This is a genomic window from Pseudophaeobacter flagellatus (genome assembly GCF_021228235.1).
GTDB classification, from domain to species: domain Bacteria; phylum Pseudomonadota; class Alphaproteobacteria; order Rhodobacterales; family Rhodobacteraceae; genus Pseudophaeobacter; species Pseudophaeobacter flagellatus.
On the sequence record NZ_JAJQRG010000003.1, the window covers coordinates 293,523 to 320,022 of the forward strand.

At 57.9% G+C, this 26,500-nt stretch carries 24 protein-coding genes; 9 read left to right on the forward strand and 15 right to left on the reverse strand.

Going from position 1 to position 26,500, the window contains the following annotated elements; translation table 11 throughout:
* Position 1 precedes the first annotated feature (1 nt).
* The 6 genes from LRK71_RS07795 to LRK71_RS07820 all read right to left on the reverse strand — a co-directional run bounded on the left by LRK71_RS07795 (position 2) and on the right by LRK71_RS07820 (position 7,439).
* On the reverse strand, positions 2 to 1,597 hold the full coding sequence (locus LRK71_RS07795; RefSeq protein WP_232402388.1) for a Hint domain-containing protein: 1,596 nt from the start codon (positions 1,595 to 1,597) through the stop codon (positions 2 to 4).
* 236 nt (positions 1,598 to 1,833) lie between these two features.
* Positions 1,834 to 2,706: a 3-hydroxyisobutyrate dehydrogenase gene (mmsB, locus tag LRK71_RS07800; protein WP_232402390.1), complete on the reverse strand. Its 873-nt coding sequence runs from the start codon at positions 2,704 to 2,706 to the stop codon at positions 1,834 to 1,836.
* Entirely contained in the window at positions 2,703 to 3,749 is a 1,047-nt protein-coding gene (locus LRK71_RS07805) for an enoyl-CoA hydratase/isomerase family protein (protein ID WP_232402392.1), read from the reverse strand. Before LRK71_RS07805 ends, mmsB begins: the two co-directional genes overlap by 4 nt.
* A gap of 43 nt (positions 3,750 to 3,792) precedes the next feature.
* The gene (locus tag LRK71_RS07810) at positions 3,793 to 4,938 is read right to left on the reverse strand and encodes an acyl-CoA dehydrogenase family protein (RefSeq protein ID WP_232402394.1); all 1,146 of its coding nucleotides are present in this window, start codon (positions 4,936 to 4,938) and stop codon (positions 3,793 to 3,795) included.
* Between the two features lie 201 nt (positions 4,939 to 5,139).
* Positions 5,140 to 5,754 (reverse strand): L,D-transpeptidase, encoded by a 615-nt coding sequence (locus tag LRK71_RS07815; RefSeq protein ID WP_232402396.1) that lies wholly within the window; start codon positions 5,752 to 5,754, stop codon positions 5,140 to 5,142.
* Between the two features lie 185 nt (positions 5,755 to 5,939).
* Positions 5,940 to 7,439 carry a CoA-acylating methylmalonate-semialdehyde dehydrogenase gene (locus LRK71_RS07820; protein ID WP_232402398.1) on the reverse strand — a complete coding sequence of 500 codons (1,500 nt, stop codon included), beginning with the start codon at positions 7,437 to 7,439 and terminating at the stop codon, positions 5,940 to 5,942.
* A 144-nt stretch (positions 7,440 to 7,583) separates the two neighbouring features.
* Between LRK71_RS07820 and LRK71_RS07825 the strand changes: the two genes are divergently transcribed.
* The 3 genes from LRK71_RS07825 to coaD all read left to right on the forward strand — a co-directional run bounded on the left by LRK71_RS07825 (position 7,584) and on the right by coaD (position 9,700).
* Positions 7,584 to 8,480, forward strand: coding sequence for a LysR family transcriptional regulator (locus tag LRK71_RS07825; protein WP_232402400.1), 897 nt, complete (start codon positions 7,584 to 7,586; stop codon positions 8,478 to 8,480).
* Between the two features lie 56 nt (positions 8,481 to 8,536).
* The gene (locus LRK71_RS07830; RefSeq protein WP_232402402.1) at positions 8,537 to 8,971 is read left to right on the forward strand and encodes a CBS domain-containing protein; all 435 of its coding nucleotides are present in this window, start codon (positions 8,537 to 8,539) and stop codon (positions 8,969 to 8,971) included.
* 231 nt (positions 8,972 to 9,202) lie between these two features.
* The gene (coaD, locus tag LRK71_RS07835) at positions 9,203 to 9,700 is read left to right on the forward strand and encodes a pantetheine-phosphate adenylyltransferase (protein ID WP_232402404.1); all 498 of its coding nucleotides are present in this window, start codon (positions 9,203 to 9,205) and stop codon (positions 9,698 to 9,700) included.
* 171 nt (positions 9,701 to 9,871) lie between these two features.
* Here the strand turns inward: coaD and LRK71_RS07840 are convergent, their stop codons facing one another.
* Entirely contained in the window at positions 9,872 to 10,015 is a 144-nt protein-coding gene (locus LRK71_RS07840; RefSeq protein WP_232402406.1) for a hypothetical protein, read from the reverse strand.
* A gap of 104 nt (positions 10,016 to 10,119) precedes the next feature.
* On the reverse strand, positions 10,120 to 11,121 hold the full coding sequence (gene gap / locus LRK71_RS07845) for a type I glyceraldehyde-3-phosphate dehydrogenase (RefSeq protein ID WP_232402407.1): 1,002 nt from the start codon (positions 11,119 to 11,121) through the stop codon (positions 10,120 to 10,122).
* 242 nt (positions 11,122 to 11,363) lie between these two features.
* Between gap and LRK71_RS07850 the strand changes: the two genes are divergently transcribed.
* Entirely contained in the window at positions 11,364 to 12,335 is a 972-nt protein-coding gene (locus LRK71_RS07850) for a DUF808 domain-containing protein (RefSeq protein ID WP_232402409.1), read from the forward strand.
* Positions 12,336 to 12,382: 47 nt separating this feature from the next.
* Positions 12,383 to 13,018, forward strand: a complete 636-nt coding sequence (locus LRK71_RS07855; RefSeq protein WP_232402411.1) for a DUF3885 domain-containing protein — start codon at positions 12,383 to 12,385, stop codon at positions 13,016 to 13,018.
* A 119-nt stretch (positions 13,019 to 13,137) separates the two neighbouring features.
* On the opposite strand, the gene tkt is transcribed toward LRK71_RS07855, so the two are convergent.
* Positions 13,138 to 15,159 (reverse strand): transketolase, encoded by a 2,022-nt coding sequence (gene tkt / locus LRK71_RS07860; protein WP_232402414.1) that lies wholly within the window; start codon positions 15,157 to 15,159, stop codon positions 13,138 to 13,140.
* Positions 15,160 to 15,465: 306 nt separating this feature from the next.
* Between tkt and LRK71_RS07865 the strand changes: the two genes are divergently transcribed.
* Positions 15,466 to 16,224 (forward strand): coiled-coil domain-containing protein, encoded by a 759-nt coding sequence (locus LRK71_RS07865; RefSeq protein WP_232402416.1) that lies wholly within the window; start codon positions 15,466 to 15,468, stop codon positions 16,222 to 16,224.
* On the forward strand, positions 16,224 to 16,622 hold the full coding sequence (locus LRK71_RS07870) for a cell division protein ZapA (protein ID WP_232402418.1): 399 nt from the start codon (positions 16,224 to 16,226) through the stop codon (positions 16,620 to 16,622). Before LRK71_RS07865 ends, LRK71_RS07870 begins: the two co-directional genes overlap by 1 nt.
* 156 nt (positions 16,623 to 16,778) lie before the next feature.
* Here the strand turns inward: LRK71_RS07870 and grxD are convergent, their stop codons facing one another.
* The 6 genes from grxD to LRK71_RS07900 form a co-directional block, all read right to left on the reverse strand.
* The gene (gene grxD, locus LRK71_RS07875; protein WP_232402420.1) at positions 16,779 to 17,141 is read right to left on the reverse strand and encodes a Grx4 family monothiol glutaredoxin; all 363 of its coding nucleotides are present in this window, start codon (positions 17,139 to 17,141) and stop codon (positions 16,779 to 16,781) included.
* A 108-nt stretch (positions 17,142 to 17,249) separates the two neighbouring features.
* Positions 17,250 to 17,495, reverse strand: a complete 246-nt coding sequence (locus tag LRK71_RS07880; RefSeq protein WP_232402423.1) for a hypothetical protein — start codon at positions 17,493 to 17,495, stop codon at positions 17,250 to 17,252.
* Positions 17,492 to 17,746 carry a hypothetical protein gene (locus LRK71_RS07885; RefSeq protein WP_232402425.1) on the reverse strand — a complete coding sequence of 85 codons (255 nt, stop codon included), beginning with the start codon at positions 17,744 to 17,746 and terminating at the stop codon, positions 17,492 to 17,494. The genes LRK71_RS07880 and LRK71_RS07885 overlap by 4 nt, the downstream gene beginning before the upstream one ends.
* Positions 17,743 to 17,979 carry a BolA/IbaG family iron-sulfur metabolism protein gene (locus LRK71_RS07890; protein ID WP_232402427.1) on the reverse strand — a complete coding sequence of 79 codons (237 nt, stop codon included), beginning with the start codon at positions 17,977 to 17,979 and terminating at the stop codon, positions 17,743 to 17,745. Before LRK71_RS07890 ends, LRK71_RS07885 begins: the two co-directional genes overlap by 4 nt.
* A 183-nt stretch (positions 17,980 to 18,162) precedes the next feature.
* Positions 18,163 to 20,328, reverse strand: a complete 2,166-nt coding sequence (purL, locus tag LRK71_RS07895; RefSeq protein ID WP_232402429.1) for a phosphoribosylformylglycinamidine synthase subunit PurL — start codon at positions 20,326 to 20,328, stop codon at positions 18,163 to 18,165.
* A gap of 540 nt (positions 20,329 to 20,868) precedes the next feature.
* Positions 20,869 to 21,774, reverse strand: coding sequence for a LysR family transcriptional regulator (locus LRK71_RS07900; protein ID WP_232402431.1), 906 nt, complete (start codon positions 21,772 to 21,774; stop codon positions 20,869 to 20,871).
* Between the two features lie 167 nt (positions 21,775 to 21,941).
* On the opposite strand from LRK71_RS07900, the gene LRK71_RS07905 reads away from it, so the two are divergent.
* Together LRK71_RS07905 and LRK71_RS07910 are read left to right on the forward strand one after the other, a co-directional pair.
* Positions 21,942 to 25,364: an indolepyruvate ferredoxin oxidoreductase family protein gene (locus LRK71_RS07905; protein ID WP_232402433.1), complete on the forward strand. Its 3,423-nt coding sequence runs from the start codon at positions 21,942 to 21,944 to the stop codon at positions 25,362 to 25,364.
* Between the two features lie 200 nt (positions 25,365 to 25,564).
* Positions 25,565 to 26,494 (forward strand): lysophospholipid acyltransferase family protein, encoded by a 930-nt coding sequence (locus LRK71_RS07910; protein WP_232402436.1) that lies wholly within the window; start codon positions 25,565 to 25,567, stop codon positions 26,492 to 26,494.
* The last annotated feature ends 6 nt before the right edge of the window (positions 26,495 to 26,500 follow it).

The following is a 26,500-nucleotide window of genomic DNA, read 5'->3' on the forward strand; positions in this document are numbered from 1 at the left end:
TTTAGCCCATGCTCTGCATTAGCAATTGCGCCTCATAGCTGCGTAGGGAAGGGCGTGCGGCCGCGCCATAGTTTGGCATCTGGTCTGTTTCCCGGTTGGTCTGCAGGTCAGGAAACAGGGAAAACAGCTCTGCCTGGGTTTCGGCGTCAAAGCCCGCAGTGGTTTGCGGCCCAGGATGGTAGCTTTCGCTGAGCACGCCATGGGCCGTCAGGATTTCATGCTGGTCGAACAGCAGGTGGAAATATGCCACCTGGTCCTGGCTCTGATCGGGGCGAATGCTGGCGTCATTGATCAAATCCTTGGCCTTGACCAAGACCTCGGCTTCGCCAAACAGCAGTTCCGCCAGCGCGCCGGTGACCAGCATCCGGTGATTTGGAGAGACCCACAGATCGGAACTTGCCCCTAGTTGACCCTTGGCAAAACGGATTGGCGCGGTCTTTGGTGTCACCTGTACCTGGCTGTGGCCGATCCAGCGCAGGGGCTGGAACCCGTGATCCTGGGTCAGGATCCGCATGCCCGCGCGCAGCGTCTCAATCGCGATGGGGCCCTGTTCGGTTTCGATCAGGGTACCGCCGACAAAGCAGGCCTGGGCCTGATTTATTTCAATCAATGCGGTATCTGTATCGCCGCTGTCGTTTTCAACGGTATAGTTGAAATAGCTGGTTTCCTCATCGCCATCAGTTAGTACCTCTAGGGTCCCATCAGGGTTCAGAGTGATCTGTTGTCCTGTGGCTAGCGTGACGGTATCACCTGCGGTGACAGGAATGTCATTGATATGGGTGATGGTCAGAACACCGCCACTGGTATTGCTGTCATTATCCAGGACATTCAGTGTTTTTGAGGTGTTAAGGCCGATATCTACAGTGTCGTCCATGGCGACAAATGCGGTCTGCACCGATCCGCCTGCCACCAGAAGGTTGGTATCATATGAGCTGTCAGAGACATCGGCGACACCAATCTTCAGGGTGTTGATCTCACCGATCTCGACCGGGGCGGTAAAGGTCAGGGTGATGGTGAACCCGTCCATTTCGGTGTTGTACTGATCACCCGTATTGTCGACATAGATATTTTCGGTATCGTTCTGGTTGATATTGCCAATCGAGGCAGAGCCATCGCCAATGGTGACCTGGGCCTGCACGCCGTTGACCCAGACACCAACCACATCATTGTACTGCGAACTCGAAAACTCTGGGTATTCTTCGGACGAAAGCACAAAGTCCAGCGTCAGGACATCCCCGTCCGGGATGAACTCGATCTCCATGAACGAGGCATCATAGGTGCTCGTTCCGGCAAGGGCGTTAAAATCGCTATCGCCAGTGGCGCCGCTGGTGTTGCTGCTGGTATCGTCGGCTGTGTTGGTGTTGCTGGTTCCGGAACTGTTGGTGAAATCCTGAACATAGCCCGTTGAAAGGATAACACCGCTGTCCGACGGGGCCACACCCGCGACGGTGGTGTCTGCGCCGGAATAGATCCCGGAAGAGGCCGCATCGCCGGAATAGCTGGCAGAGACGATCGTGGTACCATCGCCGAAGATCTCTTCCGCCATCTGAGAGGCGGTCGCAGAGGTGTTGATATCAAGTTCTGTTGCCGTGGCCATGTGAGATCCTGCACTCTGATCTGGCCACGTTTAGCAGTGGCCTTTAGGCAGGTATCATCGCGAACTTGGGCTGGAATATGGTGCGGCGGTGCCAATTTTCAGAATTTTTAACAAATTTGACAATATTTTGCTGCAATCGCTGACAGAGGCAGAGTCGGCCTGCCGCTGGAAACGGCCCGGAATGGCGTCTGGAAGAGCGCGCAGGTCCGGGCCGGGTCATCTTGTTGGCAGGCGCCTTAGCTGCGGCTGCGTTTTTCAAAGCGCGGCAACATGGCAGAGAAATCCATACCTTCGCCACCTTCAGTCTCAACAAACTGGGCGTAGAGCGCCTGGGCCAGCTCTCCCATCGGGGTGTCAGCATCGGCGCTCTCGGCTGCCTGCTGGCTGAGGCGCAGATCTTTCAGCATCAGTTCGGCGGCAAAGCCAGGTTTGTAATCGTTGTCGGCGGGCGATTGCGGGCCGACACCGGGGGCAGGGCAATAGGCATTCATGCTCCAGGAATAGCCCGAAGAGGTAGAGACCACATCAAACATCTTTTGCCGATCCAGCCCTAGTTTGTCAGCCAGGGCAAAGGCTTCACAGGTGGCAAGCATGGTAACGCCCAGGATCATGTTGTTACAGATCTTGGCCGACTGGCCCGCGCCGGCTTCACCGCAATGCACGGCCTTCTGGCCCATGATGGCAAAGAGGGGTTCTGCATTCGCAAAGGCAGCCGCGCTACCACCGGCCATAAAGGTCAGGGTGCCACCCGCCGCGCCGCCAACACCGCCAGAAACGGGCGCATCGACAAACAACAGACCCGCAGCGGCGGCCTGGTCGGCAACGGCACGCGCCGAGTCCACATCCACGGTAGAGCAATCCACCAGGGTGGCACCGGCAGTCATGGCGGGCAGGATTTCGTCTGCAACCGCACGCAGGATCTTACCGTTGGGAAGCATGGTGATGACCACGTCAGCGCCGGTGGCGGCCTCTGCGCCCGAGGCCGCCATGGTAACGCCGTCGATGGCGACATCTGCCATGTCAAAGCCGGTGACCACATGACCTGCCGCAGCCAGGTTCGCCGCCATGGGGCCACCCATATTACCAAGGCCGATAAATCCGATATTCATGTGTTTTCCTCCTCAAAAACCAGCGCATCCACACCCAGCGGCATCAGCATCTGGCTGACGGCACTAGCGGGGACCTCCTGCGCTGCATATTGCCATTTGGGCTGGCGATCCTTGTCAATGATCTGGGCCCGGATCCCTTCCAGGAAGTCGCCTTTTTCCATTGATCGGTAAGTATAGCGGTATTCGTTCTTCAGGGCCTTGCGAATGCCAAGCTGACTGCCGCGCAGCCGGTGCAGCAATTCAACCGTGCAGGCCATGGCCAGCGGTGCATTGCGCCCCATTGTTCGCAGCGTGGTTTCGGCAAAATCGCTGTCATCCGCCTTGAGCACGGTCAGGATATCGGTCAGGGTTTCACCGGCAAAGCAGCGATCGACATCGGCCTGCAGCGGCTCTAGCGTACCTGCGGGTGGTTTTTGAGCGGCAAATTCCAGTATCTGCGGATCGCCATCGCGCTCTAGCCCGGAAATGAGCACCGGCCAGAAGCTTTCGGGGATGTAGTGATCGGCAAAGCCGGCATGGATCGCATCGGCGGCCTTCATTCGGCTGGCGGTGGTGCCAAGATATTCGCCCAGACGCCCCGGTGCCAGCGCCAGCATCAAGGTGCCGCCCACATCGGGGATCAGGCCAATGCCGACCTCGGGCATGGCAATCTGGCTGCTGTCGCCCACCACCCGGTGGGTGCCGTGACAGCCGATTCCGACGCCGCCGCCCATGGTGAACCCCTGCAGGAAACTGACCACCGGTTTGGGGTATTCAAAGATATAGGCGTTCAGGCGGTATTCATCGCGCCAGAACTTGCGACCATAGGCATAATCGCCCGCTGTGCCGGTGGCATACAGTTCGGCAATATCGCCGCCGGCGCAAAAGGCCTTGTCGCCCTCGGCGTCAATCACCACCAGCTTTACGGCGTCATCCCCAGCCCAGGCGCGCAGTGCCGTGTCTATAGCCATGCACATCTCATAAGACAGCGCATTCAGCGCCGCGCCACGGGTCAGAGTGATGCGACCGGCCTGACCGGTCACACGGATATTGATATCGCTCATATTGTCCTCGCAGTTAGCCCTGTTGCCTTGCGTTTTAACGCGTTCAGGCGTGTTCGGCCAGCAGGTGGCGCGCGACGATCACCCGCATGATCTCATTGGTGCCTTCAAGGATCTGATGCACCCGCAGATCGCGGACCAGTTTTTCGATTCCATAATCTGCCAGATAGCCATAGCCGCCATGCAGCTGCAGACATTGATCGACGATCTTTGACCCGGCCTCGGTGACAAATTTCTTGGCCATGGCGCAGTGCTTGCTGGCATCCGGCGCGCCCTGGTCCAGTTTCCAGGCAGCCTGGCGCAGGAAGACACGCGCGGCCTGCAGCTCGATTTCCATATCGGCAAGGCGGAACTGCAGCCCCTGGAACTGGTCGATGCTTTTGCCAAAGGCCTTGCGTTCAGACATATATTGCAGTGTCAGATTCAGCGCCGTCTGCGCCGCGCCCAGCGAACAGGACGAGATATTCAGCCGACCACCGTCCAGGCCCATCATGGCGTATTTGAACCCCTTGCCTTCTTCGCCGACCAGGTTGTTGGCCGGGATCTTGCAATCGTCAAACTGCACCTGCGAGGTGGGTTGGCTCTTCCAGCCCATCTTGTCTTCCAGCCCGCCGAACGACAGGCCCGGTGTGCCATCTTCGACATAGACGGTGGAAATCCCTTTGGGGCCGTCTTCGCCGGTGCGCACCATGCAGACATAGGCGTCGGAATAGCCACCGCCCGAGATAAAGGCCTTGTTGCCGTTCAGCGTATAGCCCTCACCCGTCTTGTCAGCGCGGGTCTTCAAGGCCGCGGCGTCCGAACCTGATCCAGGTTCGGTCAGGCAGTAGCTGAGCACGGTGTTGAGCGAGAGCACATCCGGCATGACCCGCGCCTTCATCTCGTCACTGGCAAAGCTGTCCAGCATCTTGGCGCACATGTTGTGGATCGACAAAAAGGCCGCCACCGATGGGCAGGCCATCGACAGGGCCTCAAACACCAGGGTGGCATCCAGACGCGACAGCGCCGAGCCGCCAGTTTCTTCGCTGACATATAGCCCGCCAAAACCCAGCTCTCCGACGCGTGGCCAAAGCTCTTTTGGAATGGTGCCCTCAGATTCCCACTGACGTGCAAAAGGCGCGATGTTTTCCTGGCCAAATGCGTGAGCCATATCAAAAATCGCGGTCTGTTCCTCGGTCAAAGCAAAATCCACGTCATGTCCTCCCTGGCGCGTATGAATTGAACGGTTGTTTATTTAATACCCACCCTCAGCCGCAAGAGCAAGCAGCGCGCACGCAAAGTGATGTTGCAAGAATATGGCTACGCCACTGGCCCAGATAGGCAAAAGCCGCGCCTTCCAGTGGAGGGCACGGCTTTGTCGTGTCAGTCAGAGGTGGTCGCGCTACAGCATGCGCTACAGAATACGCACCTGGGTGCCGACTTTGACCAATGGGTACAGCTGCTCAACATGTTGATTGTAAAGCCCAATGCAGCCGGATGAGCTTTGGCGTCCGATCTTGCGGGTGTCATGGGTGCCATGTACCAGATAGGCCGGCCAGCTCAGATACATGGCGCGAGTGCCCAGCGGGTTGCCGGGGCCGCCGTCCATGCGCAGGGGCAGAGATGGATCGCGTTCGCGCATATTTGCGGTCGGCGTCCAGCTGGGATTTTCCGCCTTGCGGATCACCTTGGTGTAGCCGCGCTTGGTCAGCTCTTCGGACATGGGGACAGACGAGGGATAGAGGCGATAGGTCTCGCCGTCGCCGCCCCAATAGTGAACTGCGCGCGATTCCACATCCGCCAGCAAGCAGCCGATACCCAGTTCATCAAAGTGATCCTGCCAGCGTTGCTGCTTAAAGGACGAAATATTGCGCTTTACCGATGGCTGGTTGGAAATTGGCGCCTCAGTCTGGGGAAAGGCATCATTGGACTGAACATCACTTGCCTGTGCCCGCAACAGGCTGGGGGTGGCCAGGGCTGCACCGAGGCCAAGCAGGGCGGTGCGACGATGGATCGGTTTGGAAGACATGGGGGGCTGCTCTGATTGTTATGAATTACCACATTCATATGGGAAACCGCCGCAGAGGTGAAAGGCCTTGGGCTTCACAATTTCGTTTTTGCCGCAGATCCTCTTGCAGGGTTGGGCAAGGGGAGACGTAGAAAGAGCCCCGAAAACCTCCGAGGCTCTTTCTGTTATCGCTTTAAAGCAGTAGTTTAGTCCATTGCTTTAAAGTTGAACTCACCGCCTTCGCGGATGCCCGAAGGCCAGCGCGAGGTGATGGTCTTGGTGCGGGTGTAGAATTTGAATGCATCCGGACCGTGCTGGTTGAGATCGCCAAAGGCAGATTTCTTCCAGCCGCCAAAGGTGTGATAGGCCAGCGGCACGGGGATTGGCACGTTGATGCCGATCATGCCGATGTTGATACGGTTGGCAAAGTCACGCGCGGTGTCGCCATCGCGAGTATAGATGGCAGTGCCGTTGCCGTATTCGTGGTCCATCGCGTAGGACAGCGCTTCTTCATAGGTTTCGGCGCGCACGGTGGACAGCACGGGACCAAAGATTTCCTGCTTGTAGATATCCATGTCGGTGGTGACATTATCAAACAGGCTGGGGCCAACAAAGAAGCCATCCTCATAGCCCTGCAGGCTGAAGTTACGGCCATCGACAACCAGATCGGCGCCCTGATCAACGCCGGTTTGAACCAGACGCTCGATATTGGCTTTGGCAGCTGCGGTCACAACCGGGCCGTAGTCGACATCATCGCCAGCGGTATAGGGGCCAACCTTGAGGGTCTCGACACGGGGGATCAGTTTTTCGATCAGCCGGTCAGCGGTCTCTTTGCCAACAGGAACCGCAACTGAGATCGCCATGCAGCGTTCGCCAGCCGCGCCGTAGCCGGCACCGATCAGGGCGTCAGCCGCCTGGTCGAGATCTGCGTCGGGCATGATGATCATGTGGTTCTTGGCGCCGCCAAAGCACTGAACGCGCTTACCCTGGGCGCAGCCGGTGCCGTAGATATATTCGGCAATGGGGGTAGAGCCCACAAAGCCAACCGACTGGATGGTGTCGTCAAACAGGATCGCGTCCACGGCTTCTTTATCGCCGTTCACAACCTGGATGATGCCTTTGGGCAGGCCTGCTTCTTCCAGCAGTTCCGCCAGCATCAAAGGCACCGATGGGTCGCGCTCAGATGGCTTCAGGATGAAGGCATTACCGCAGGCAATGGCCGGGGCAAACATCCACATGGGGATCATCGCAGGGAAGTTGAACGGCGTGATACCCGCAGTCACACCCAGGGCCTGACGCATGGAATACATGTCGATGCCGGGGCCGGCGCTATCGGTGAATTCACCCTTCAGCAGCTGTGGCGCGCCGATGCAATATTCCACCACTTCCAGACCGCGCTGGATGTCGCCCTTGGCGTCGGGGAAGGTCTTGCCGTGCTCGCGCGACAGCGTTTCCGCCAGCTTGTCCATGTCGCGGTTCAGCAGGTCGACGAATTTCATCATCACCCGGGCGCGACGCTGGGGGTTCACTTTTTCCCAGGCAGGCTGGGCGGCTGCGGCAAAAGCGACGGCCTGGGCCATTTCGTCTTTGCTGGCCAGTGGGCACTTGGCCTGCACTTCGCCAGTGGCGGGGTTGAACACATCCGAAAAACGGCCGGATGTGCCTTTGACGTGTTCACCGTTGATATAATGGGTGAGCTCTTGCATGAGAAAACCTCCTCTGGATCAGTTGCGTAAAGCTTAGTCTTGCAAAAAGAGGTGGAAAAGAGGAAAGATTTCAAAGAGGGTTTGCAGGAACGCAAATGGTTAAGGGCGCAAAAGGCGTCTTCGCAGGCAGAGTGGATCACGTGTATGGATGCTCAATGGGATGATATGAAGGTGTTTTTGGCTGTTGCCCGCGAGGCAAGCCTTTCGGGCGCCGGGCGCATTTTGAAAATGGATCCGGCCACGGTGGGTCGCCGTATTTCCCGCTTTGAGGCGGCGCTAGAGACCCCTTTGTTCGTGAAATCCCCGCAGGGCTATGCGCTGAGCGCGCCGGGGGATCGCCTGCTGATCCATGCTGAAGCCGCCGAACAGGCGATGCGGGCCGGGGCCGAGGCGCTGACCGGCCCCAGCGACACCCTGTCGGGACAGATCCGTATTGGCGCGCCCGATGGCAGCGCCAATTACATTCTGCCCCAGGTCTGCGCCCAGATCTGCGAAGAGCACCCGGATCTGGATATCCAGATCGTGGCGCTGCCTCGGGTGATCAACCTCAGCCGTCGTGAGGCCGATATGGCCGTCACCGTTAGCGCACCCACTGCTGGGCAGCTCTTGGTGCAAAAGCTGACGGATTACAAATTGCACATGGTCGGATCACATCATTACCTGCGCAAACACCCGCCAATCAAAAAGCTAGAGGACCTGAAGGGTCACAAGATGATTGGCTATATACCGGATATGATTTTTGATCAGGAGTTGGACTACCTGAGCAACCTTGGCGTCGAGCGGGTGGCGCTGGCGTCGAATTCCGTTTCGGTTCAGATCAAACTGGCGGCGCAGGGGACGGCGCTTTGTGTGGCGCATGATTTCTCATTGCCCGCCCATCGTATGCTGCGCAAGGTGTTGACCGATAAGATCAGCCTTACCCGCAGTTTTTACCTGGTGCGCCACCAGGGTGACCAGCGCAGCGAGCGGCTCAACCGGTTTGCCCAGGCCCTAACCAAGGGCATCCGCGAAGAGGTTGCCAGGCTCGAGGCCTTGACTTGACGCGGCGTTGCGGCAACCCTTGGTAATACGCAAGAATATTACCAGAAGGAGCGCATATGCTGGTTCAATTGATTCTGAAGTCCAAGGCGAGCGCCGCGGTTGTTACCGTTGCCCCGGATGCCTCTGTGGCTGATGCGGCCAATCTGTTGTCTGAGAAGAGAATTGGCACTGTTGTGGTGTCTGCGGATGGCAAAACTGCCGAAGGCATCCTGTCAGAGCGGGATATTGTGCGCGAGCTGGGACAAAACGGCGCTGGCTGTCTGGATAAGCCTGTCAGCGACTATATGACCACCAAGCTGGTGACCTGTTCCAGGCAATCCAATGTCGAGGATCTGTTGCAGCAGATGACAGAGGGACGGTTCCGTCACATGCCTGTGGTCGAGAATGGTGAAATGATCGGCCTGGTGTCGCTGGGCGATGTGGTTAAGGCGCAGCTTGCTGAAATTGCCATGGAAAAGAACGCCTTGGAAGGCATGATCATGGGGCACTGACCCCTGCCATCAGCACCGCCCCGTTTGGCCCTGTCCGGCTGGCGGGGCTGGTGCCTTTGTCTGACGGTGCGGGCTGGTTCCTTGGGCCGTGATATACCTTTGTCTGGTCGCGACCAGATGACGCGCGGGAACTTGGCTTTGCGTATTTTCCCCCTCTTGCATCCTTTGGTGTTCCGATGTTTGCTCCGCACAAGAGCTTAGATAGAAACAAGAATACGGCAGGAGAGACCTATGCGTATCGGCTTGTACCCAGGGACCTTTGATCCCATCACTTTGGGTCACATAGACATTATCCGCCGGGCAAGCGCGCTGGTTGATAAACTGGTTATTGGCGTGGCCATCAACCGCGACAAGGGGCCACTGTTTTCGCTGGAAGAGCGGGTGGCGATGCTGGAGGCGGAATGCACCAAGCTGAGCGAGCAGACTGGCACGCAGATCGTTGTGCATCCCTTTGAAAACCTGCTGATCAATTGCGCCCATGATGTCGGGGCCCAGATCATTGTGCGTGGCCTGCGGGCGGTTGCCGATTTTGAATACGAATATCAGATGGTTGGTATGAACCGTGTGCTCGACAGCTCGGTCGAGACCGTGTTCCTGATGGCCGAAGCGCGGCACCAGGCCATTGCCTCCAAGCTGGTCAAGGAAATTGCCCGGCTGGATGGGGATGTGTCAAATTTTGTCACTCCGCTGGTGCAGCAAGAGCTGCTCAAGCGGCTTGGTAAAGCCTGACGCCCTAAACCCCAATACACGCCTGCTGCCACTGGCCGCAGGCGTGACCGTATCAAGTGGCCAGATCAGCTGGCTGTACTGCCCTGTGCCATCGATAGTCGGCGCCGGGCTGGCTTTTCTGTTGAATATGTCAGCGTGGAATAGGCTGGGGCGCGGTGGCGAACACAGCGTTCAGCGCCAGAAGGCCACCCAGTCCAACAGGGCGTAGAACTTCCTTGCCAAAAACAGCAGTGCAATGCCATCGTTGAGCAGCAGATCCGCAAGGATCACGGCGCAGAGGATCAGGCCAAGCCAGATGGCAATTTTATTGGTCATGGGGCCCCGCCAAAGAAAACGCCCGCTCAGATATGCCTGAACGGGCGGTAAATCTCAAGTGTGACCTGTGGGCCAAGTCTGTTTTTCCCGGTCGGGCAGGGGGCTTAGCCCAGGCGCCCCATGGCGACGGCGACATCGGCCATGCGCACGGAAAAGCCCCATTCATTGTCATACCAGGCCAGCACCCGCACCATGCGGTTTTCAACCACGCGGGTTTGGTCGGGGGCAAAGATAGAGCTTTCGGACGAATGGTTGAAGTCGGTCGAGACAAGCGGCGCAGGCTCATAGCCCAGCACACCCTTCATCGGTCCGACGGCGGCTTCTTGCATGGCGGCGTTGATCTGATCGGCTGTCACATCGCGGCTGGCACGGAAGGTCAGGTCAACGGCCGATACATTTGGCGTCGGGACCCGCATTGCAGACCCATCCAGGCGGCCCTTCAGATTCGGCAGTACCTCGCCCAGGGCCTTGGCGGCACCGGTGGAGGTTGGGATTATTGACATGGCGGCAGCACGGGCGCGGTACAGATCGCTGTGGCGGCGATCCAAGGTGGGTTGATCACCGGTATAGGCATGGATTGTGGTCATGATGCCGTGCTCGATGCCAAAGGCTTCGTCCAGCACCTTGGCTAGAGGGGCCAAGCAGTTGGTGGTGCAGGACCCGTTAGAGATCATCGTGTCGCTGGCCTGCAGTTCGGCGTCGTTGACGCCAAAGACGATTGTCTTGTCGACGTTTTTACCGGGTGCCGAGAGCAGTACCTTTTTGGCGCCGCGCTGCAGATGCGCCTTGGCCTTTTCGCCGTCGTTGAATTTGCCGGTGCATTCCAGAACCACGTCACAGCCGGACCAGTCCAGATCTTCCATGTTGTAGGTGGAATACATCTGCATGTCGCCACGGCCCAGGTTCATGGTGCCATCACCCAGGGTGACCTCACCGGGGAAGCGGCCATGCACAGAGTCATATTTGATGAGATGCGCCGCAGTTTCCAGCGGGCCTGTGGCGTTCACCTTGACCACTTCGATATCGTCGCGGCCCGAGGCTGCGATATGTGACAGGGTGCAGCGGCCGATGCGGCCAAAACCGTTGATCCCGACTTTAATGGTCATGTGCATTTCTCCAGGCGAGCAAATCTTAACCTCGCATATAGCCCTCATCTTGCTGCTTCAAAAGGGGGAAAAGCGGCGAAAATACAGCCTGTTAGCGCAAACTTGGACCGGTGGCGTTAACGGTTTTTACCGGTGGCGGTAACGGGATTTGCCCCTGCGGCACCGATGGCGCTAACGCTTGCTCTGCGGGTCAGATAGGGTAGGTTGCGGGAAAATTTTCGCCGGGGATAAGGGTTTTTGACATGAGCGGATTGCTAGCTTTGCTGGATGATGTGGCAGCGATTGCCAAGGTGGCGGCGACCTCGGTGGATGATGTGGCGGCGGCGGCGGGCAAGGCCGGTGCCAAAACTGCCGGTGTTATCATTGACGATGCGGCTGTAACGCCAAAATATGTCCAGGGCTTTGCCCCGGCGCGCGAATTGCCGATCATCTGGCGCATCACCCGTGGATCGTTGTTCAACAAGGTCATCCTGTTGCTGCCGGTTGCGATGCTCTTGGCGAATTTTGCCCCTTGGCTCATCACGCCTCTCTTGATGTTGGGGGGCAGCTACCTGTGCTTTGAGGGCGCGGAAAAGATTTTCCATGTGTTCTTTCCCCATGCCAGCCATGAGATTGAGCAGGATATGAGCATCAAGGATCCGGGCCATCTGGAAGAACAGAAGATCAAGGGAGCGATCAAGACCGACTTTATCCTGTCAGCAGAGATCATGACCATTGCCCTGGCCGCGATTGAGGTGCCAAATGTCTGGATGCAGGCGGCGACGCTGGCGATTGTCGGCATTGGCGTGACGGTTGCGGTGTATGGCTCTGTTGCACTGATTGTAAAGATGGACGACGTCGGCCTTTTCCTGGCCAAACATGCCCCAACCCCTATTGGGCGCGGATTGGGGCGCGGGCTGGTAAAATTCATGCCGGTTCTGATGTGGCTCCTTTCGGTTGTAGGTACGGCGGCGATGCTTTGGGTTGGTGGATCCATCATCATCCACGGGCTAGAGGTTCTGGGCTTTGGCTGGCTGGGCCATCACATCCATGATCTTGCCTATGCTGTGGGCCATATGGTGCCTGCGGCTTGGACAGGTTTTGTCGAATGGTCTGCCAAGGCCACCATGGACGGTATCTTTGGCGTCGCCTGGGGTCTGGTGCTGATCCCCGTGGCGACCAAAGTGATCGGGCCGGTGATCGGGATGTTTTCCAAAAGCGCGCCTGAGCATTGAAAAAGGGGCAGCCCCCCGTTGCTGCCTTGCCCGTATGGGACCGCCCCTTGACCGATACAGTAATGCCATATGATCACCCGTTCACCTGTGCTGAATTCCCTCATTCGTTATTTCATGATTTCGAGTATGCGCTGCGGTTTGAACTGGGCGGCGAAACGGTGCCTACCTCACGCGCGATCAAACGCTTTATTCAGGCCTTTGAACGGTGCGATGCCGTTGCCGCAGACTTGTTCAAAGAGACCACGTCTCTTTGGTTGCTGTCGTCGAGTTATGGCAAAAAGAAACCTGCAAAGAAGCGGCTAAAGCCTTATAAAGAGTGTGGTATCCGGCGCTCAAACTTTCAGTACCTTGGCGCTTTGTCGCCGGAGGAAACGCAGTGCAGCGGGGACGAAATCGAGGAAAACTCATTCCGGCATTGGGACTGTCTTGAACTCGCTGAGCGCGGTCAGTTGCGCGAGCTGCTGTGGCTTGCGCTCGGGTGCGAGCTGAACATTCGTCCCGCCTGTTTTTCAGATATGTATTTTGTGGATTTTGAGCGTGGCCTGGTGCTGCATCCCTACGATGATCGCGGCATGGATGTGGCTGCGGTACGCAAGGCCGATCTGTTGTCGCTGTATAGGTCGCGTTACGATTGGCTGTTGGATTTCAGCATTGACCGGATGAAGGCGGTATTCGACACCTGATGGCTGTCTAAAACCATGGCTGCAGCAGTGGCAGGCCGGATTGTTGGCCGCAATATATTGTTGGCACCAATAAAAAGGGCACCCGTAAGGTGCCCTTTTTACGTTCACATGTGACAGGCTTAACCCAGCAGGTCTTTTACCTTGGTCACGGTGGCCTCGGCGGTGATGCCGAATTTTTCGAACAGCTCACCTGCCGGGGCAGATGCGCCGAAACGGTCCATGCCGATGAAACCGGCCTTTTTGTCCTGGCCGCGCTCACCCATCAGCCAGCGATCCCAGCCGCCGGCACGCATGGCGGCTTCTATGCCGACACGCACGGGGCCAGCGGGCAGCACCTTGCGGCGGTAGGCTTCGTCCTGCTGGGCAAACAGTTCCATACAGGGCATGGAAACCACGCGGGTGCCGATGCCTTCTGCTTCCAGCTTGGCCTTGGCCTCCATCGCCAGTGACACCTCGGAACCGGTGGCGATCAGGATCGCCTCACGCTTGCCTTCCGCCTCGGCCAGCACATAGGCCCCCTTGGCAGTGAGGTTGTTCAGCTTGTGCTCGACTCGTAGCGTGGGCAGGTTCTGACGGGTCAGGGTCATCACCGAAGGGGTGTTCTTCTCGGTGAGGGCCACTTCCCAGGCTTCGGCTGCTTCAACCGCATCTGCGGGGCGGAACACATAGGTGTTGGGCGTCGCGCGGCAGATTGCCAGATGCTCTACCGGCTGGTGGGTCGGGCCATCTTCGCCAACGCCGATGCTGTCGTGGGTCATGACGAAGACCGTCGGGATCTTCATCAGGGCCGCTAGACGCATGGCGGGGCGGGCATAGTCGGTAAAGCAGAAGAAGGTGCCGCCATAGGCGCGGATACCGCCGTGCAGCACCATGCCGTTCATCGCCGAGGCCATGCCGTGTTCACGAATGCCCCAGTAGACATAGCGACCCTTGCGGTTGTCGGTGTCGAACATCCCGAGATCGCCGGTTTTGGTGTTGTTGGAGCCGGTCAGATCGGCCGAGCCACCAACAGTTTCGTGCATGATCGGGTTGATCACCTCCAGCGCCATTTCAGAGGCCTTGCGGGTGGCGACCTTGGGCTGGGTTTCAGAAACCTGCTTTTTCAGCGCCTTGATGGTGGCGGACAGCTTTCTGGGGGTTTCCAGCGCATAGGCGCGGTTAAAGCGATCCTGTTTTTGCTGCGAGACCTCGGCAAAGCGGGTCTCCCAGGCGGCGCGATCTGTCGCACCACGGCTGCCGATTGCTTCCCACTGGGATTTGAGATCTGCAGGCACTTCAAACGGGCCGGATGTCCAACCATATGCGGCCTTGGCGGCGGCCATCTGATCGGCATCTGTCAGTGCGCCATGCCCTTTGGAGGTATCCTGCGCGGCATGGCCCAGGGCGATATGGGTCTTGCAGGCAATCATCGAAGGTTTCTTCGATTTCTTGGCTGCGGTCAGGGCCTCATCAATCGCGAGCGGATCATGGCCGTCAATTTCAATCACCTGCCAGCCAGAGGCGCGGAAGCGCTGAACCTGGTTGGTGCGGTCGGATAGCTCAACCGTGCCATCGATGGTGATGTTGTTGTTGTCCCACAGCACAATCAGCTTGCCCAGCGAATGACGCCCGGCCAGGCCGATGGCTTCTTGGCTGATGCCTTCCATCAGGCAGCCATCGCCAGCGATGACATAGGTGTGGTGATCGACAATTTTGCGACCATACTGGGCGCGCTGCATTTCTTCGGCCATGGCAAAACCAACGGCGTTTGCAATGCCCTGACCCAGCGGGCCGGTGGTGGTTTCAACCGCATCCAGCAGGAAATTTTCTGGATGGCCCGCAGTCAGCGCGCCCATCTGGCGGAAATTCTTGATCTGATCCAGGGTGACCTGTTTGTCGCCACACAGATACAGCAGAGAATAGATCAGCATAGAGCCGTGGCCCGCCGATAGGATAAAGCGGTCGCGGTCTGGCCACTGTGGTGCGGCGACATCAAACTTCAGATGCTTTTCAAACAGAACGGTGGCAACATCGGCCATACCGATGGGCATGCCTGTGTGGCCGGAATTGGCGGCGGCGACGGCGTCAAGTGCAAGGGCACGGATGGCCGCAGCCTTGTTCCAATGATCGGGGTTGGCGGTGCGCAGGGCTGTCAGGTCCACTGAAGTCTTCCTTTGGGTTACCAGGCTGGTCTGCCGCTCAATAACAGTGACAGCCCAAAGATCAAGCTTTCTGCGCCATTCCCTGCCTGTCGCGCGAAGTCAGCGCCGCAAGTGCTTGAAAGCAATGGGGGGGTGTTTTACTCCTGCTTCCGTTAAGCTGCTGCCAATCTGGACAGCGCAAAGCGATTCGTTATGGTCTGGCACTAAACAGTTCGGACCTGCGGGGCCAAAGCTGGAAGAATGTGGCTGGCAAGCGTCGCCAGCAATAGTGATAAGGGCAGTACGGATGAGGGGTGAGGGACAGGCATGACGCAGATCGAAGAGTTGCAGGGGCGCATTCTGGCCGCGATGGAGCGGATCGGCTCTGGTGTTGGCAGGCTGGAACAGGCGCATGCCGCGGCCAAGGAAGAGGCCAAGCTTGCAGCGGATACCTCTGTTCTTGAACAGGCGCTGGATGAAGAGAAGACCGTAAATGCCCAGCTGGAAGAGCGGGTCAAGGTCCTGCATGCCCGGCTGCAAGAGCTGGAGCAGGCGGCACCCGCTGCGGCGGATGCCCCCGACCCCGGCGATATGGAAGCACTGCAGGCAGAGCTGGAGTTGTTGCGCAACGAAGTCGGCAATACCGATGAAAAGGATGCGCTCAAGCAAGAGGTTCTGCGGCTGCGGGCCGCGCTGGAAAGCGCGGGCAATGGGCTGGCTGCCGAGAAAGAGGCGCTGGAGGTCCAGCTTTCTGAGCTTGCCGAGCAAAATCAAGATCTTAAGCTGCAGATTTCAGAGCTTTCCGATGCAGGTGATGGTGATCTTGGTACGGCGGTGGATCAGGCCGCTCTTGAGGCGGAGATCTCTGCCCTGAAAGATCAGCTGGCGCAGCAAGCTGCCGCAGCGCCCGCGCAGGACAGTGGCGAGCTGCAAGAGTTGCGCAGTGCCAACGCGGTGTTGAACGCAGAAAACGAAAGCTTGCGCGTCGCCCAGGCCAGAGATCAGGCCCAGGTCAATGCAGTCCTGGCCAAGCTGGAGCCGCTTTTGGCTTCGGCGCAACATCTGCCGGAAGGAGAGGAAGTCTGATGCCGGAAATCACCATTCATATCGGCGGACGTGGCTTTGAAGTCTCCTGCCAGCTGGGAGAGGAAAGCTATCTGCACTCTGCCGCCAAGATGCTGGATGACGAGGCCCAGGTTCTGTCGGATCAGATTGGCCGGATGCCAGAGGCACGTATGCTGCTGATGGCAGGGCTGATGCTGGCAGATAAGACGGCCTCGGTCGAGGACCGGATCAAAGAGGTTGAGGCAGAGCTGGCCGAACGCATGGCAGAGCTGGAAGCCTTGAAAAACACGCCGCCACCAGAGCCAGAGCGCATCGAGGTGCCAGTGATCCCACCGCAGGTGCCAGAAACGCTAGCGGAACTGGCAGCGCGGGCAGAGGCACTTGCGCAGCAGCTGGATGAAAAAACGGCGGCCACCTAAAATGGTGGCCTACCTTTGGTGCGATGCGGCGTGGCCAAGAGGGTAGAATATACAGCCAAGATTTAATAAGGCCCCTTCAGGTTCAGATCTGAAGGGGCCTTATTTGTTTTATGGTTGCAGCTGCAACCGCCGGGCATCTTGCCCGATCGACTAGGCTTAGCCGTTGGCTTCGCGGATCTTGTCTGCGGCATCCTTGTCAAAGGCGATTTCATTGTCGGCAAACATGCCGTCCAATTCGCCAGATAGTGTCATTTCGGTGATGATGTCGCAGCCACCAACAAATTCGCCCTTGATGTAAAGCTGCGGAATGGTGGGCCAGTCGGAATATTCCTTGATGCCGGCGCGAATTTCTTCGTCGGCCAGCACGTTCACATCGGTATAGTCCACGCCGATATAGTTCAAAACGCCTGCCACACGGGAGGAAAACCCACATTGCGGCATTTCTTTTGTGCCCTTCATGAAGAGCACCACGTCATTGGCTTTTACGGTTTCGTCGATGCGGGTCTGTGCGTCGCTCATGTGTCTTTTCCTTCTGTCGTCGCTGCCGGTCACTGTGTGTTTCGATATAGGGGAGAAGCTTTTGGAAAGTAAGCCCCGCAAATCGGGCCTTTGTCGAAGTGATTGAGGTTAGAAGCGGTTCAAGTATTTGTTGAAATTTCGCACATTCATCTCAGTCATGCGCTCTTCCTTTTCCAGCTCCAGCTCTGCCTCAAGTTCTGGGTGGTTACCATCCAGAGGCACAAAAGGCATTTGCTTTTTCGACGGCTTTTCTTTGCGCTTTAAGAACAACAAGGCTCCCATCACCACAGCGGGCCAAAGCAGAAGGCATCCGCTAACAATCCAAACGAGATGGTTGGTCGCAAATTGGATCATCTTTTAAGTCCCGGAATGCCCCGCCCATTCAAATCTTGGAGCCGCTTGTTTTCCTTCTGAACTTTCTCGACCAGCTCATGGTCGACTGCTTCGAGGCCAAGCTCCGGTTTTTTCGGGTGCTTTGTTGCGGCTAATCCTGGCTGCCTTTTAGCCAGTGGACGATGCCGCTTTGGTTTCGACGCGTCGTGCACAACCACTGCAACAATCAGGGCGGCAAAAGCGCCTAGGATGATCCATCCTGTTAGCGTCATTCAGGCGCCTTGGTGGTCAGGGCCAGGGCGTGCAGCTCTCCGTTGGAGCCATCCATCTTGCCCTTGAGGGCGGCATAAACTGCGCGCTGTTGCTGCACGCGGTTCTTGCCGCGAAAGCTCTCGTCCACCACCATAGCAGACATATGGACACCATCCTGGCCTGCGACCTGAATCTCTGCGTTCGGGAAGGTCTGGCGCAGAAGGTCTTCGATTTCTTGAGCTTGCATTGGCATTGGGTCTGTCCTTGGCATTGGGTCTTGTTGTGAAACTTAGGGTGGCCTTGGGGTCAGTGCAAGCACTCAAGCCACAAGAGCCGCGCGCAGGCGGGCCGCAAGGCGGCAGGCGTGAACGCAAAGGCGGACATAAAAAAGGCGCGCAAACCTCGCGCGCCTTTTCAATGATGTGAAATCCGGGCTTTAGGCCACTGAGGCCGCAAAACTGCTGCGGAAGATCTCTTTCAGCTCTGCCAGTGGGGCCTCGGAGCCGCCGATTTTAACGCTGTCGCCGGTGAATTTGCCCACGGTGGTCAGGGTGACACCTGCCTGGCCCGCCGCGAGCATCAGCCCCTCGGCCTGGTCAAAGTTGCAGGCCACCAGATAGCGCGCCTGGTCCTCGCCAAACAGCGTCGGGGTATCGCCCGCGTCGATATGAACGCCAACGCCGGCCTCTTCGGCCAGTTCGAACGCGGCCAGCGCCAGACCGCCATCGCTCAGATCGGTACAGGCCTTGATCAGGTCGCGGTTGGCGCGGATGAACTCACCATTGCGTTTCTCGGCGTCCAGATCCACGGCGGGGGCATCGCCATCTTCGCGGTTGAAGACCTCAGCCAGAAGCGCCGACTGGCCCAGATGGCCAAGGGTTTCACCAATCAGCAACGCGATATGGCCGTCGCGGGCCTCGCCGGTGATTGGCTCTTCACCAGCGGCGATCAGGCCTACGGCGCCAATCGTCGGCGTCGGCAGGATGCCCTGACCGTCGGTTTCATTGTACAGCGACACATTGCCCGACACGATAGGCATATCCAGCGCGGCAACCGCTTCGCCGATGCCCTGCAACGCGCCGACAAACTGGCCCATGATTTCGGGCTTTTCGGGATTGCCAAAGTTCAGGTTGTCGGTTGTTGCCAAAGGCTTGGCGCCTACAGCTGTCAGGTTGCGATAGGCTTCGGCCACCGCCTGTTTGCCGCCTTCAACCGGGTTGGCCTTGACGTAGCGCGGCGTCACATCCGAGGTGAAGGCGAGGCTTTTCTCGGTGCCATGCACCCGGACGATGCCTGACCCTGTGCCGGGACGGCGGGATGTATCGCCCATGACAGTGGTGTCATATTGTTCATAAACCCACTGTTTGCCGCCATAGTTGGGCGAGGCAAGCAGTGCCTTCAGCCCATCAATGGGATCAATGGTGGGGACATCAGCATCAGTCAGCGGCTCGGCGGCGGGGGTGGCCACCCAGGGGCGGTCATATTCGGGCGCGGTCGAGGCCAGTTTCGACAGCACCAGATCAGCCTTTACTTCGCCGTTGTGCAAGATCAGGAAGCGGTCTTCTGCGATGGTTTCACCGACAATGGCAAAATCCAGATCCCATTTTTCAAACACCGCGCGGGCGTTCGCTTCGAGCTCTGGTTTCAGTACCATCAACATGCGTTCCTGGCTCTCCGAGAGCATCATCTCGTAGGCTGTCATGTTTTCTTCGCGCTGGGGGACATCTTCGAGGTTCAGCTTGATCCCCAGCTTGCCCTTGTCACCCATTTCCACCGCAGAACAGGTCAGGCCTGCCGCGCCCATGTCTTGGATCGAGATCACCGCGCCGGTTTGCATCAGCTCCAGCGTGGCCTCCATCAGGCGTTTTTCGGTGAAGGGGTCGCCGACCTGTACGGTGGGGCGCTTTTCTTCAATGGTGTCGTCAAATTCAGCCGAGGCCATGGTGGCGCCACCAACGCCGTCGCGGCCAGTCTTGGCGCCGAGATAGACAACGGGCATGCCAACGCCGGAAGCGGCGGAGTAGAAAATCGCATCAGTTTTTGCCAGACCAGCCGCAAAGGCATTGACCAGGCAGTTGCCGTTATAGGCTGGGTGGAACCGGACTTCACCGCCGACGCAGGGCACGCCAAAGCAGTTGCCATAGCCGCCAATGCCCTCAACCACACCATTGACCAGCTGACGGGTCTTGGGGTGAGAGGGCTCACCAAAGGAGAGCGAGTTCATCGAGGCAATGGGGCGCGCGCCCATGGTAAAGACATCGCGCAGGATGCCACCAACGCCAGTGGCCGCGCCTTGATAGGGTTCGATATAAGAGGGGTGGTTATGGCTTTCCATCTTGAAGACCACCGCATCGCCATCACCGATATCGACGATGCCTGCGTTTTCGCCGGGGCCGCAGATCACCTGTGGGCCAGTCGTGGGCAGGGTGCGCAGCCACTTCTTGGAGGATTTGTAAGAGCAGTGCTCATTCCACATGGCCGAGAAGATGCCGAGCTCGGTGAAGCTGGGTTCGCGACCGATGATCTCTAGGATCATGTCGTATTCTTCAGAGTTCAAACCGTGGCTTGCGATCAGTTCGGGTGTGATGGCTGGTTCTTGCATGGCGCTGTTTTGGCCCCCCATGGTGCTACTGAGGCGGCTTTTAGAGCATGCATGGCGAATGGGGAAGGGGGTTTCTTATGGCGCAGGCCTCCGTGGCGGTGGCTCTGGCTGGGCCAAGGCGCGCCTGGCGAAATCTGCGGTGCCCGCGGTACAGGTCTGCCCGGTTGTTGTGCGGCGCAGCATGGGGGCGCCCAAATATGTGGCATTTACGAAGCGCAGAGGGCAAAGCGCCCCAGAGCGCTTGCGGGATGCACCGGGCAGGGACATCTTGGGCCAAGCATATAGGGCGACGGTTGCCTGGGATCTTGTGCAAAGCCATCATAACGGGCCAAAGCCCGGCCTGCCGATAAGAGGCCAAAAAAAAGGCCGAGCACTAAGCTCGGCCGAAGTCCAACAGGGAGGTATGAAGACTGGCAAATGCCGGTGTCTTCATGCGCTTCATTTAGGGTTATGATGCTGACCCTTCAAGAGTTTTCAGTTCCATTAACGGACATTTCCGCTATGCATTTATTGCATGGCTTGCTGCGTCCGCTGCGGGATTCAGATTTTTCCTAGCTCTTTCATGTGTTTACGGTGCGCCATTATCTCTGTTTGAACGAAGTCGCGGAAGGCGGAAACCCGTTGAGAATGACGCAGTTCTTCCGGGTAGGCGAGATAGACCGGCACGCCATTATTGTCGTCATTGGGCAGCACTTTGACCAGATCAGGAAAATCCTCTGTTACATAGTCGGGCAGGATACCAATCCCCAGGTCATGCAGGACCCCCTGCAAGACACCAAAATAGTTGTTCACTGTCAGCAGTGAGCCGGGATTATGCGTCATCAGCCGCTGCACCAGCACTGCAGCCTGGCCCACCTGCGCCGAACGTTGGTTCTGGCAGATCAGGCGATGGGCGCTGATATCCTCTGGCACCAGTGGGGTGCCGTTGCGGTCCAGGTAGTTGCGCGAGGCATAGAGCTGCATTTGCACCGTCATCAGACGCTTGCGCACCAGATCCGCCTGGCTTGGCTCTTTCATCCGGATCGCCACATCGGCTTCGCGCATTGGCAGGTCAAGCACCCGCTCTTCTAGCATCAGATCGATTTTGAGGTTGGGATATTTGTCAAACAGCTTGGTCAGGCGTGGTGCCAGCCAGAGGGTGCCAAAGCCAAAGGTGGTGGTGACGCGAAGCTCGCCAAAGACCTCTTCCTCGCTGTCGCGTATCCGGGCCGAGGCCGCCTCTAGCCGCATCGACATGGATTTGGTGGCATCAAACAGCAATTCACCCTGTTCCGTGAGGATCAAGCCGCGCGCATGGCGGTGAAACAGCGTGGCGTTCAGGCTCTCTTCAAGCGCGCGCACCTGTCGGCTGACCGCAGATTGGGACAGGTTCAACTTGTCGCCGGCATGGGTCAGACTGCCGGCATCGGCGACCGCATGAAAAATTCTGAGCTTATCCCAATCCATATCCGCCTCTTTCGATCTGTTTGTAACAGACTATATGAAATCATAAGGGTTTATCAATTTCCCGCGATAACGCGAGGGGAAAATGGAAAAACCGCCTATACAGGTCAATAATTATGACCTAATATCGGGTGAAGCACTGCAAGCTAATTTATGGTTGGGAGGCCCGGATGAGCACGCAAAAGATCTCGCTCAATGACAAATTTGACCTGAGCAAATCGCCCGTCATGTTGAATGGCACACAGGCGCTCGTGCGGCTGATGCTGATGCAAAAGGCGCGTGACACGGCGGCGGGGTTGAATACTGCTGGTCTGGTGACCGGGTACCGTGGTTCACCTCTGGGGGCGGTAGACATACAGATGAATCGGGCTGAAAAGCACCTGAAAGGCGCCGATGTCACCTTTCAATATGGTCTGAACGAGGATCTTGCCGTCACCGCCCTGTGGGGCGCGCAGCAGGCCGAGATTCGCGGCGAAGGCAAATATGACGGTGTTTTTGGTCTATGGTACGGCAAGGGGCCGGGGGTTGACCGCTCTGGCGATGCCTTCCGCCATGCGAATATGGCGGGCAGTTCGAAAAACGGCGGTGTGCTGGTTGCCATGGGCGATGATCACACTGGCGAAAGCTCCACCGTGCTGCACCAGTCCGAATGGTCGCTGCTGGATTGCTATCTGCCCATCGTCAGCCCCGCTGGCGTGCAGGAGATCCTGGACTATGGCATCTATGGCTATGAACTGAGCCGGTTTTCCGGGCTTTGGGTTGGCCTGAAGACGATGAAGGACACCATCGAGGTGACTTCGGTTGTCGATGGCGATCCGGATCGGGTGCAGCTTGTCCGGCCAGAGTTTGACGTGCCCGAAGGGGGGCTGAATATTCGTCTGGCGGATGATCGCTTCCAGCAGGAGGACCGGATCATTGACTACAAGCGCTTTGCGGCCGAAGCCTTTAGCCATGCCAACAAGATGGACAAACGCGTCTGGGGCAAACCCGGCGCCAAGATCGGCTTTGTGGCGGCGGGTAAAAACTGGCTGGATCTGGTCCATGCCATGTCGCTGCTGAACATTGACGAGACCATGGCAGAACGTCTCGGTATCACCACCTACAAGGTGGGCCAGACCTGGCCAATGGATATGAAAGGCTTCAACACCTGGGCTGAAGGTCTTGATTTGATTGTGGTTGTCGAAGAAAAGCGCAAGCTGATCGAGGTGCAGATCAAAGAGGCGATCTTTGATGATCGTCGTGGCCGGCGGGTCTATGGTTGGTACAAGGGCGGCGTTGGCACCGCAAACCGTGAAGAGCTGTTCCCCACCAAATATGCGCTTGATCCGATGATGATTGCGGAAAAGCTGGGCGGTATTCTGGTTGAAGAAGGCCGCGACACAGAGGCGATCAAGGCCGGGCTTGCGGCGCTGGATGATGCAAGACGTGCGGATAACGTCGAAGAAATTGCAGCGCGTCTGCCCTATTTCTGTTCGGGTTGCCCGCATAACTCGTCGACCAAATTGCCCGAAGGCAGCCGCGCCTATGCCGGCATAGGCTGTCACTTCATGGTGCAGTGGATGGACCGCGAAACCACCGGCTTTACCCATATGGGCGGCGAGGGCGCCAACTGGATTGGCGAAGCGCCGTTTTCCAAGCGGAAGCATGTGTTCCAGAACCTTGGCGATGGCACCTACAACCACTCTGGCGTTCAGGCCATTCGGGCTGCCCTCGCCGAGGGCACCAATATCACCTATAAAATCCTGTATAATGATGCGGTTGCCATGACCGGGGGGCAGCAGACCGAAGGCGGGCTAACCGCGCAACAGATTGCGCACGAGCTGAAAGCCATGGGCATGAAGACCATCGCGGTGGTCTATGACGATAAAGAAGACGTTGATCCTGCGCTGTTTCCGGCGGGCATGCGGATGCATGAACGCGCCGAACTGATGGATGTCCAAAGAGAATTCGAGGAGGTCGAGGGAGTCTCGGCCATCATTTACATCCAGACATGTGCCGCTGAAAAGCGCCGGCGGCGCAAGCGGGGTCAGTTCCCGGATCCGGACCAGCGGGTCTTTATCAACCCGGATGTCTGCGAAGGTTGCGGCGATTGCGGTATTCAGTCCAACTGTGTCTCGATTGTGCCAAAAGAGACAGAGCTGGGCCGCAAACGGGCGATTGATCAAAGCTCTTGCAACAAGGATTTCTCTTGCGTCAACGGGTTTTGCCCCTCGTTCTTAACGGTTGAGGGCGCCAAGATCCGCAAGGAAGCCACCGCTGATTTGCAGCTGCCTAACCTGCCTGACCCCCAACTGCCTGAAATCAATGGCACCCATAATGTGGTGATCACCGGGGTTGGTGGCACTGGCGTTGTGACCATTGGTGCGGTGCTGGCCCAGGCCGCGCAGATTGACGGGCTAGGCGCCGGCATGATGGAAATGGCCGGGCTCGCCCAAAAGGGTGGCGCGGTGCATATCCACTGCCGTCTGGCGAAACGCCCCGAAGACATTAGCGCTATTCGGGTCTCTACCGGCGAGGCAGATGCGCTGATCGGCGGTGATCTGGTGGTCAGTGCCGGGGCCAAGACCATTGGTTTGATGAAAACTGGCCGTACCGGCGGGGTGGTCAATAGCCATGAAATCATCACCGGTGATTTCACCCGTGACACTAATTTCCAGTTGCCCACAGACCGTTTGCAAGTTGCTCTTCAAGCGCGGCTGCAGGATAATCTGGCGCTGTTTGATGCCTCTGAATTGGCGCGCGCGACCATGGGGGATTCTATTTTCTCAAATATGATGGTCTTTGGTGCGGCCTGGCAGCAGGGGCTGATCCCGGTCAGCCATGACGCCATCACCGAGGCGATTAGCCTGAATGGAGCCGCCGTCGATCGCAATCTGCGCGCCTTTGAGATCGGTCGCTGGGCTGTGGTTGACCCGGTAGAGGCTGCGCGGATTTCCAAGCCGTCAAATGTGGTCGAGATGCCAAAAACGCTGGAGGATAAGATTTCCTTCCGCAGCGAGCAGTTGGTGGCCTATCAGGGGGCTGGTCTGGCCAAGCGCTATGCCAAACTGCTGGAGGGTATTTCCGATCCCGCGTTAAAAGAAGCCGTCGCCAAGGGCTATCATAAACTTCTGGCCTATAAGGATGAATATGAAGTTGCCCGGCTGTTGCTCTCGAGCCATGAAAAAGTAGCGGCAGAGTTTGAAGGCGATCTCAAGGTCTCTTACAATCTGGCACCGCCAATCTTTGGCGGCAAGCTGGTCAATGGCCGTCCGCAAAAGCGCAAGTTTGGCCCCGGTCTGACCCGTTGGTTGCGTCTGCTGGCCAAGATGAAATCGCTGCGTGGTACGCCGTTGGATCTGTTCGGCTATACCGTAGAACGCAAGATGGAGCGTGCTTTGATCAAGCAGTATGAGGCGGATATGAAGGCCTGGCTGCCCCGGCTGAACGCAGACACGCGTGATGCGCTGATTGCCCTGGCAGAGCTGCCCTTGCAAATCCGTGGGTTTGGCCCGGTTAAACTGGAAAGCGAAGCCAAGGCAGCCAAGCGGCGTGAGGAGCTGTTGATTGCGCTCAGCCAAGCTGGAACCCCGGCGAAAAATGCCGCTGAATAACCTTCGATCCACTCGGTAGATTGTTGTAAATAAACGGAAGCGCCAGGTTTCTTGGCGCTTCTTTGCGGCGTGCTCCTAGGCCCGTTCCAGGAAAAATTCGCAAGTATGAATGCCCTGTCGCCATTTTGTCATGTCCCTGTTACCCCTCGCTGCGAAGTGTAGGGGGCAGGTGAACCCCTGCCGCAGCAATGAGGCAGCCCATGACCCGCCCTGACAGTGCCGCAATCTCCGTTGAAGTGCCAGGCGGCGCCTCCAGCAAGCCGCACCAGATCGCGCGGGAGATTTCCTATGCCCATTCCGCTGAAAGCCTGGCTGGGCGGGCGGTTATCCGCCTGATGGAAAACACCACCGGCCGCCTGCAGTTGATCAAGCGCGCCAAAGGCTACGAGCAGGAGTTGCAGGCTGGCGCGGATTTCTGGAGCGTCATCGCAACGCGCTATGGGCTGAGCCTGGATGTGGTTGGCGGCGCGGTCAGCAATATCCCCAAGGATCAGCCGGTGATCCTGATTGCCAACCACCCCTATGGTATCCTTGATGGGTTAATGATGGGTAAGATCCTGGCCGACGCGCGCGGTGATTTTCGCATTCTGGCGCATCAGGTGTTTCGCAAGGCCAGTGATCTGGATCGGGCGGTGCTGCCGATCTCCTTTGCCGCCAGTAAAGAGGCTTTGCGCTTGAACATACAGACCCGCAAGACTGCGCTTACCTATCTGGGGCAGGGCGGTGCCATCGGGATCTTTCCCGGCGGGACCGTTTCAACCGGGGTGCACCCCTTTGCCCATCCGATGGATCCGGGCTGGCGCGGCTTTACCGCGCGGATGGTGGCCAAATCAGACGCGGTGGTGGTGCCGGTCTATTTTGACGGTCATACCTCGCGGCTGTTTCAGATCGCCAGCCATTTGCATGCGACCCTGCGCATGGGGCTTTTGATCAAGGAATTCAAAAATCGCGTCGATACCCCGGTGAAAGTTGTCATTGGTGCGCCGATCGGGCGCGACAGATTGAACCCTCTGGTGGGGGATACAAAAGGAATGATGGATTTCCTGCGCAAAGCCACGTATGAGCTGTCTCCGAAACCACTCAAATCCTATGACTATGGGTTTGAGTTCGAGGAAAAGCATCGCGCCTGAAATACG

What these genes read in the sequence shown, in the direction of transcription:
- LRK71_RS07795 (WP_232402388.1), bottom strand. Translation starts at nt 1,597, where the DNA reads ATGGCCACGGCAACAGAACTTGATATCAACACCTCTGCGACCGCCTCT.
- mmsB (WP_232402390.1), bottom strand. Translation starts at nt 2,706, where the DNA reads ATGAATATCGGATTTATCGGCCTTGGTAATATGGGTGGCCCCATGGCG.
- LRK71_RS07805 (WP_232402392.1), bottom strand. Translation starts at nt 3,749, where the DNA reads ATGAGCGATATCAATATCCGTGTGACCGGTCAGGCCGGTCGCATCACT.
- LRK71_RS07815 (WP_232402396.1), bottom strand. Translation starts at nt 5,754, where the DNA reads ATGTCTTCCAAACCGATCCATCGTCGCACCGCCCTGCTTGGCCTCGGT.
- LRK71_RS07820 (WP_232402398.1), bottom strand. Translation starts at nt 7,439, where the DNA reads ATGCAAGAGCTCACCCATTATATCAACGGTGAACACGTCAAAGGCACA.
- LRK71_RS07825 (WP_232402400.1), top strand. Translation starts at nt 7,584, where the DNA reads ATGGATGCTCAATGGGATGATATGAAGGTGTTTTTGGCTGTTGCCCGC.
- LRK71_RS07830 (WP_232402402.1), top strand. Translation starts at nt 8,537, where the DNA reads ATGCTGGTTCAATTGATTCTGAAGTCCAAGGCGAGCGCCGCGGTTGTT.
- coaD (WP_232402404.1), top strand. Translation starts at nt 9,203, where the DNA reads ATGCGTATCGGCTTGTACCCAGGGACCTTTGATCCCATCACTTTGGGT.
- LRK71_RS07840 (WP_232402406.1), bottom strand. Translation starts at nt 10,015, where the DNA reads ATGACCAATAAAATTGCCATCTGGCTTGGCCTGATCCTCTGCGCCGTG.
- gap (WP_232402407.1), bottom strand. Translation starts at nt 11,121, where the DNA reads ATGACCATTAAAGTCGGGATCAACGGTTTTGGCCGCATCGGCCGCTGC.
- LRK71_RS07850 (WP_232402409.1), top strand. Translation starts at nt 11,364, where the DNA reads ATGAGCGGATTGCTAGCTTTGCTGGATGATGTGGCAGCGATTGCCAAG.
- LRK71_RS07865 (WP_232402416.1), top strand. Translation starts at nt 15,466, where the DNA reads ATGACGCAGATCGAAGAGTTGCAGGGGCGCATTCTGGCCGCGATGGAG.
- LRK71_RS07870 (WP_232402418.1), top strand. Translation starts at nt 16,224, where the DNA reads ATGCCGGAAATCACCATTCATATCGGCGGACGTGGCTTTGAAGTCTCC.
- grxD (WP_232402420.1), bottom strand. Translation starts at nt 17,141, where the DNA reads ATGAGCGACGCACAGACCCGCATCGACGAAACCGTAAAAGCCAATGAC.
- LRK71_RS07880 (WP_232402423.1), bottom strand. Translation starts at nt 17,495, where the DNA reads ATGATCCAATTTGCGACCAACCATCTCGTTTGGATTGTTAGCGGATGC.
- LRK71_RS07885 (WP_232402425.1), bottom strand. Translation starts at nt 17,746, where the DNA reads ATGACGCTAACAGGATGGATCATCCTAGGCGCTTTTGCCGCCCTGATT.
- LRK71_RS07890 (WP_232402427.1), bottom strand. Translation starts at nt 17,979, where the DNA reads ATGCCAATGCAAGCTCAAGAAATCGAAGACCTTCTGCGCCAGACCTTC.
- purL (WP_232402429.1), bottom strand. Translation starts at nt 20,328, where the DNA reads ATGCAAGAACCAGCCATCACACCCGAACTGATCGCAAGCCACGGTTTG.
- LRK71_RS07900 (WP_232402431.1), bottom strand. Translation starts at nt 21,774, where the DNA reads ATGGATTGGGATAAGCTCAGAATTTTTCATGCGGTCGCCGATGCCGGC.
- LRK71_RS07905 (WP_232402433.1), top strand. Translation starts at nt 21,942, where the DNA reads ATGAGCACGCAAAAGATCTCGCTCAATGACAAATTTGACCTGAGCAAA.
- LRK71_RS07910 (WP_232402436.1), top strand. Translation starts at nt 25,565, where the DNA reads ATGACCCGCCCTGACAGTGCCGCAATCTCCGTTGAAGTGCCAGGCGGC.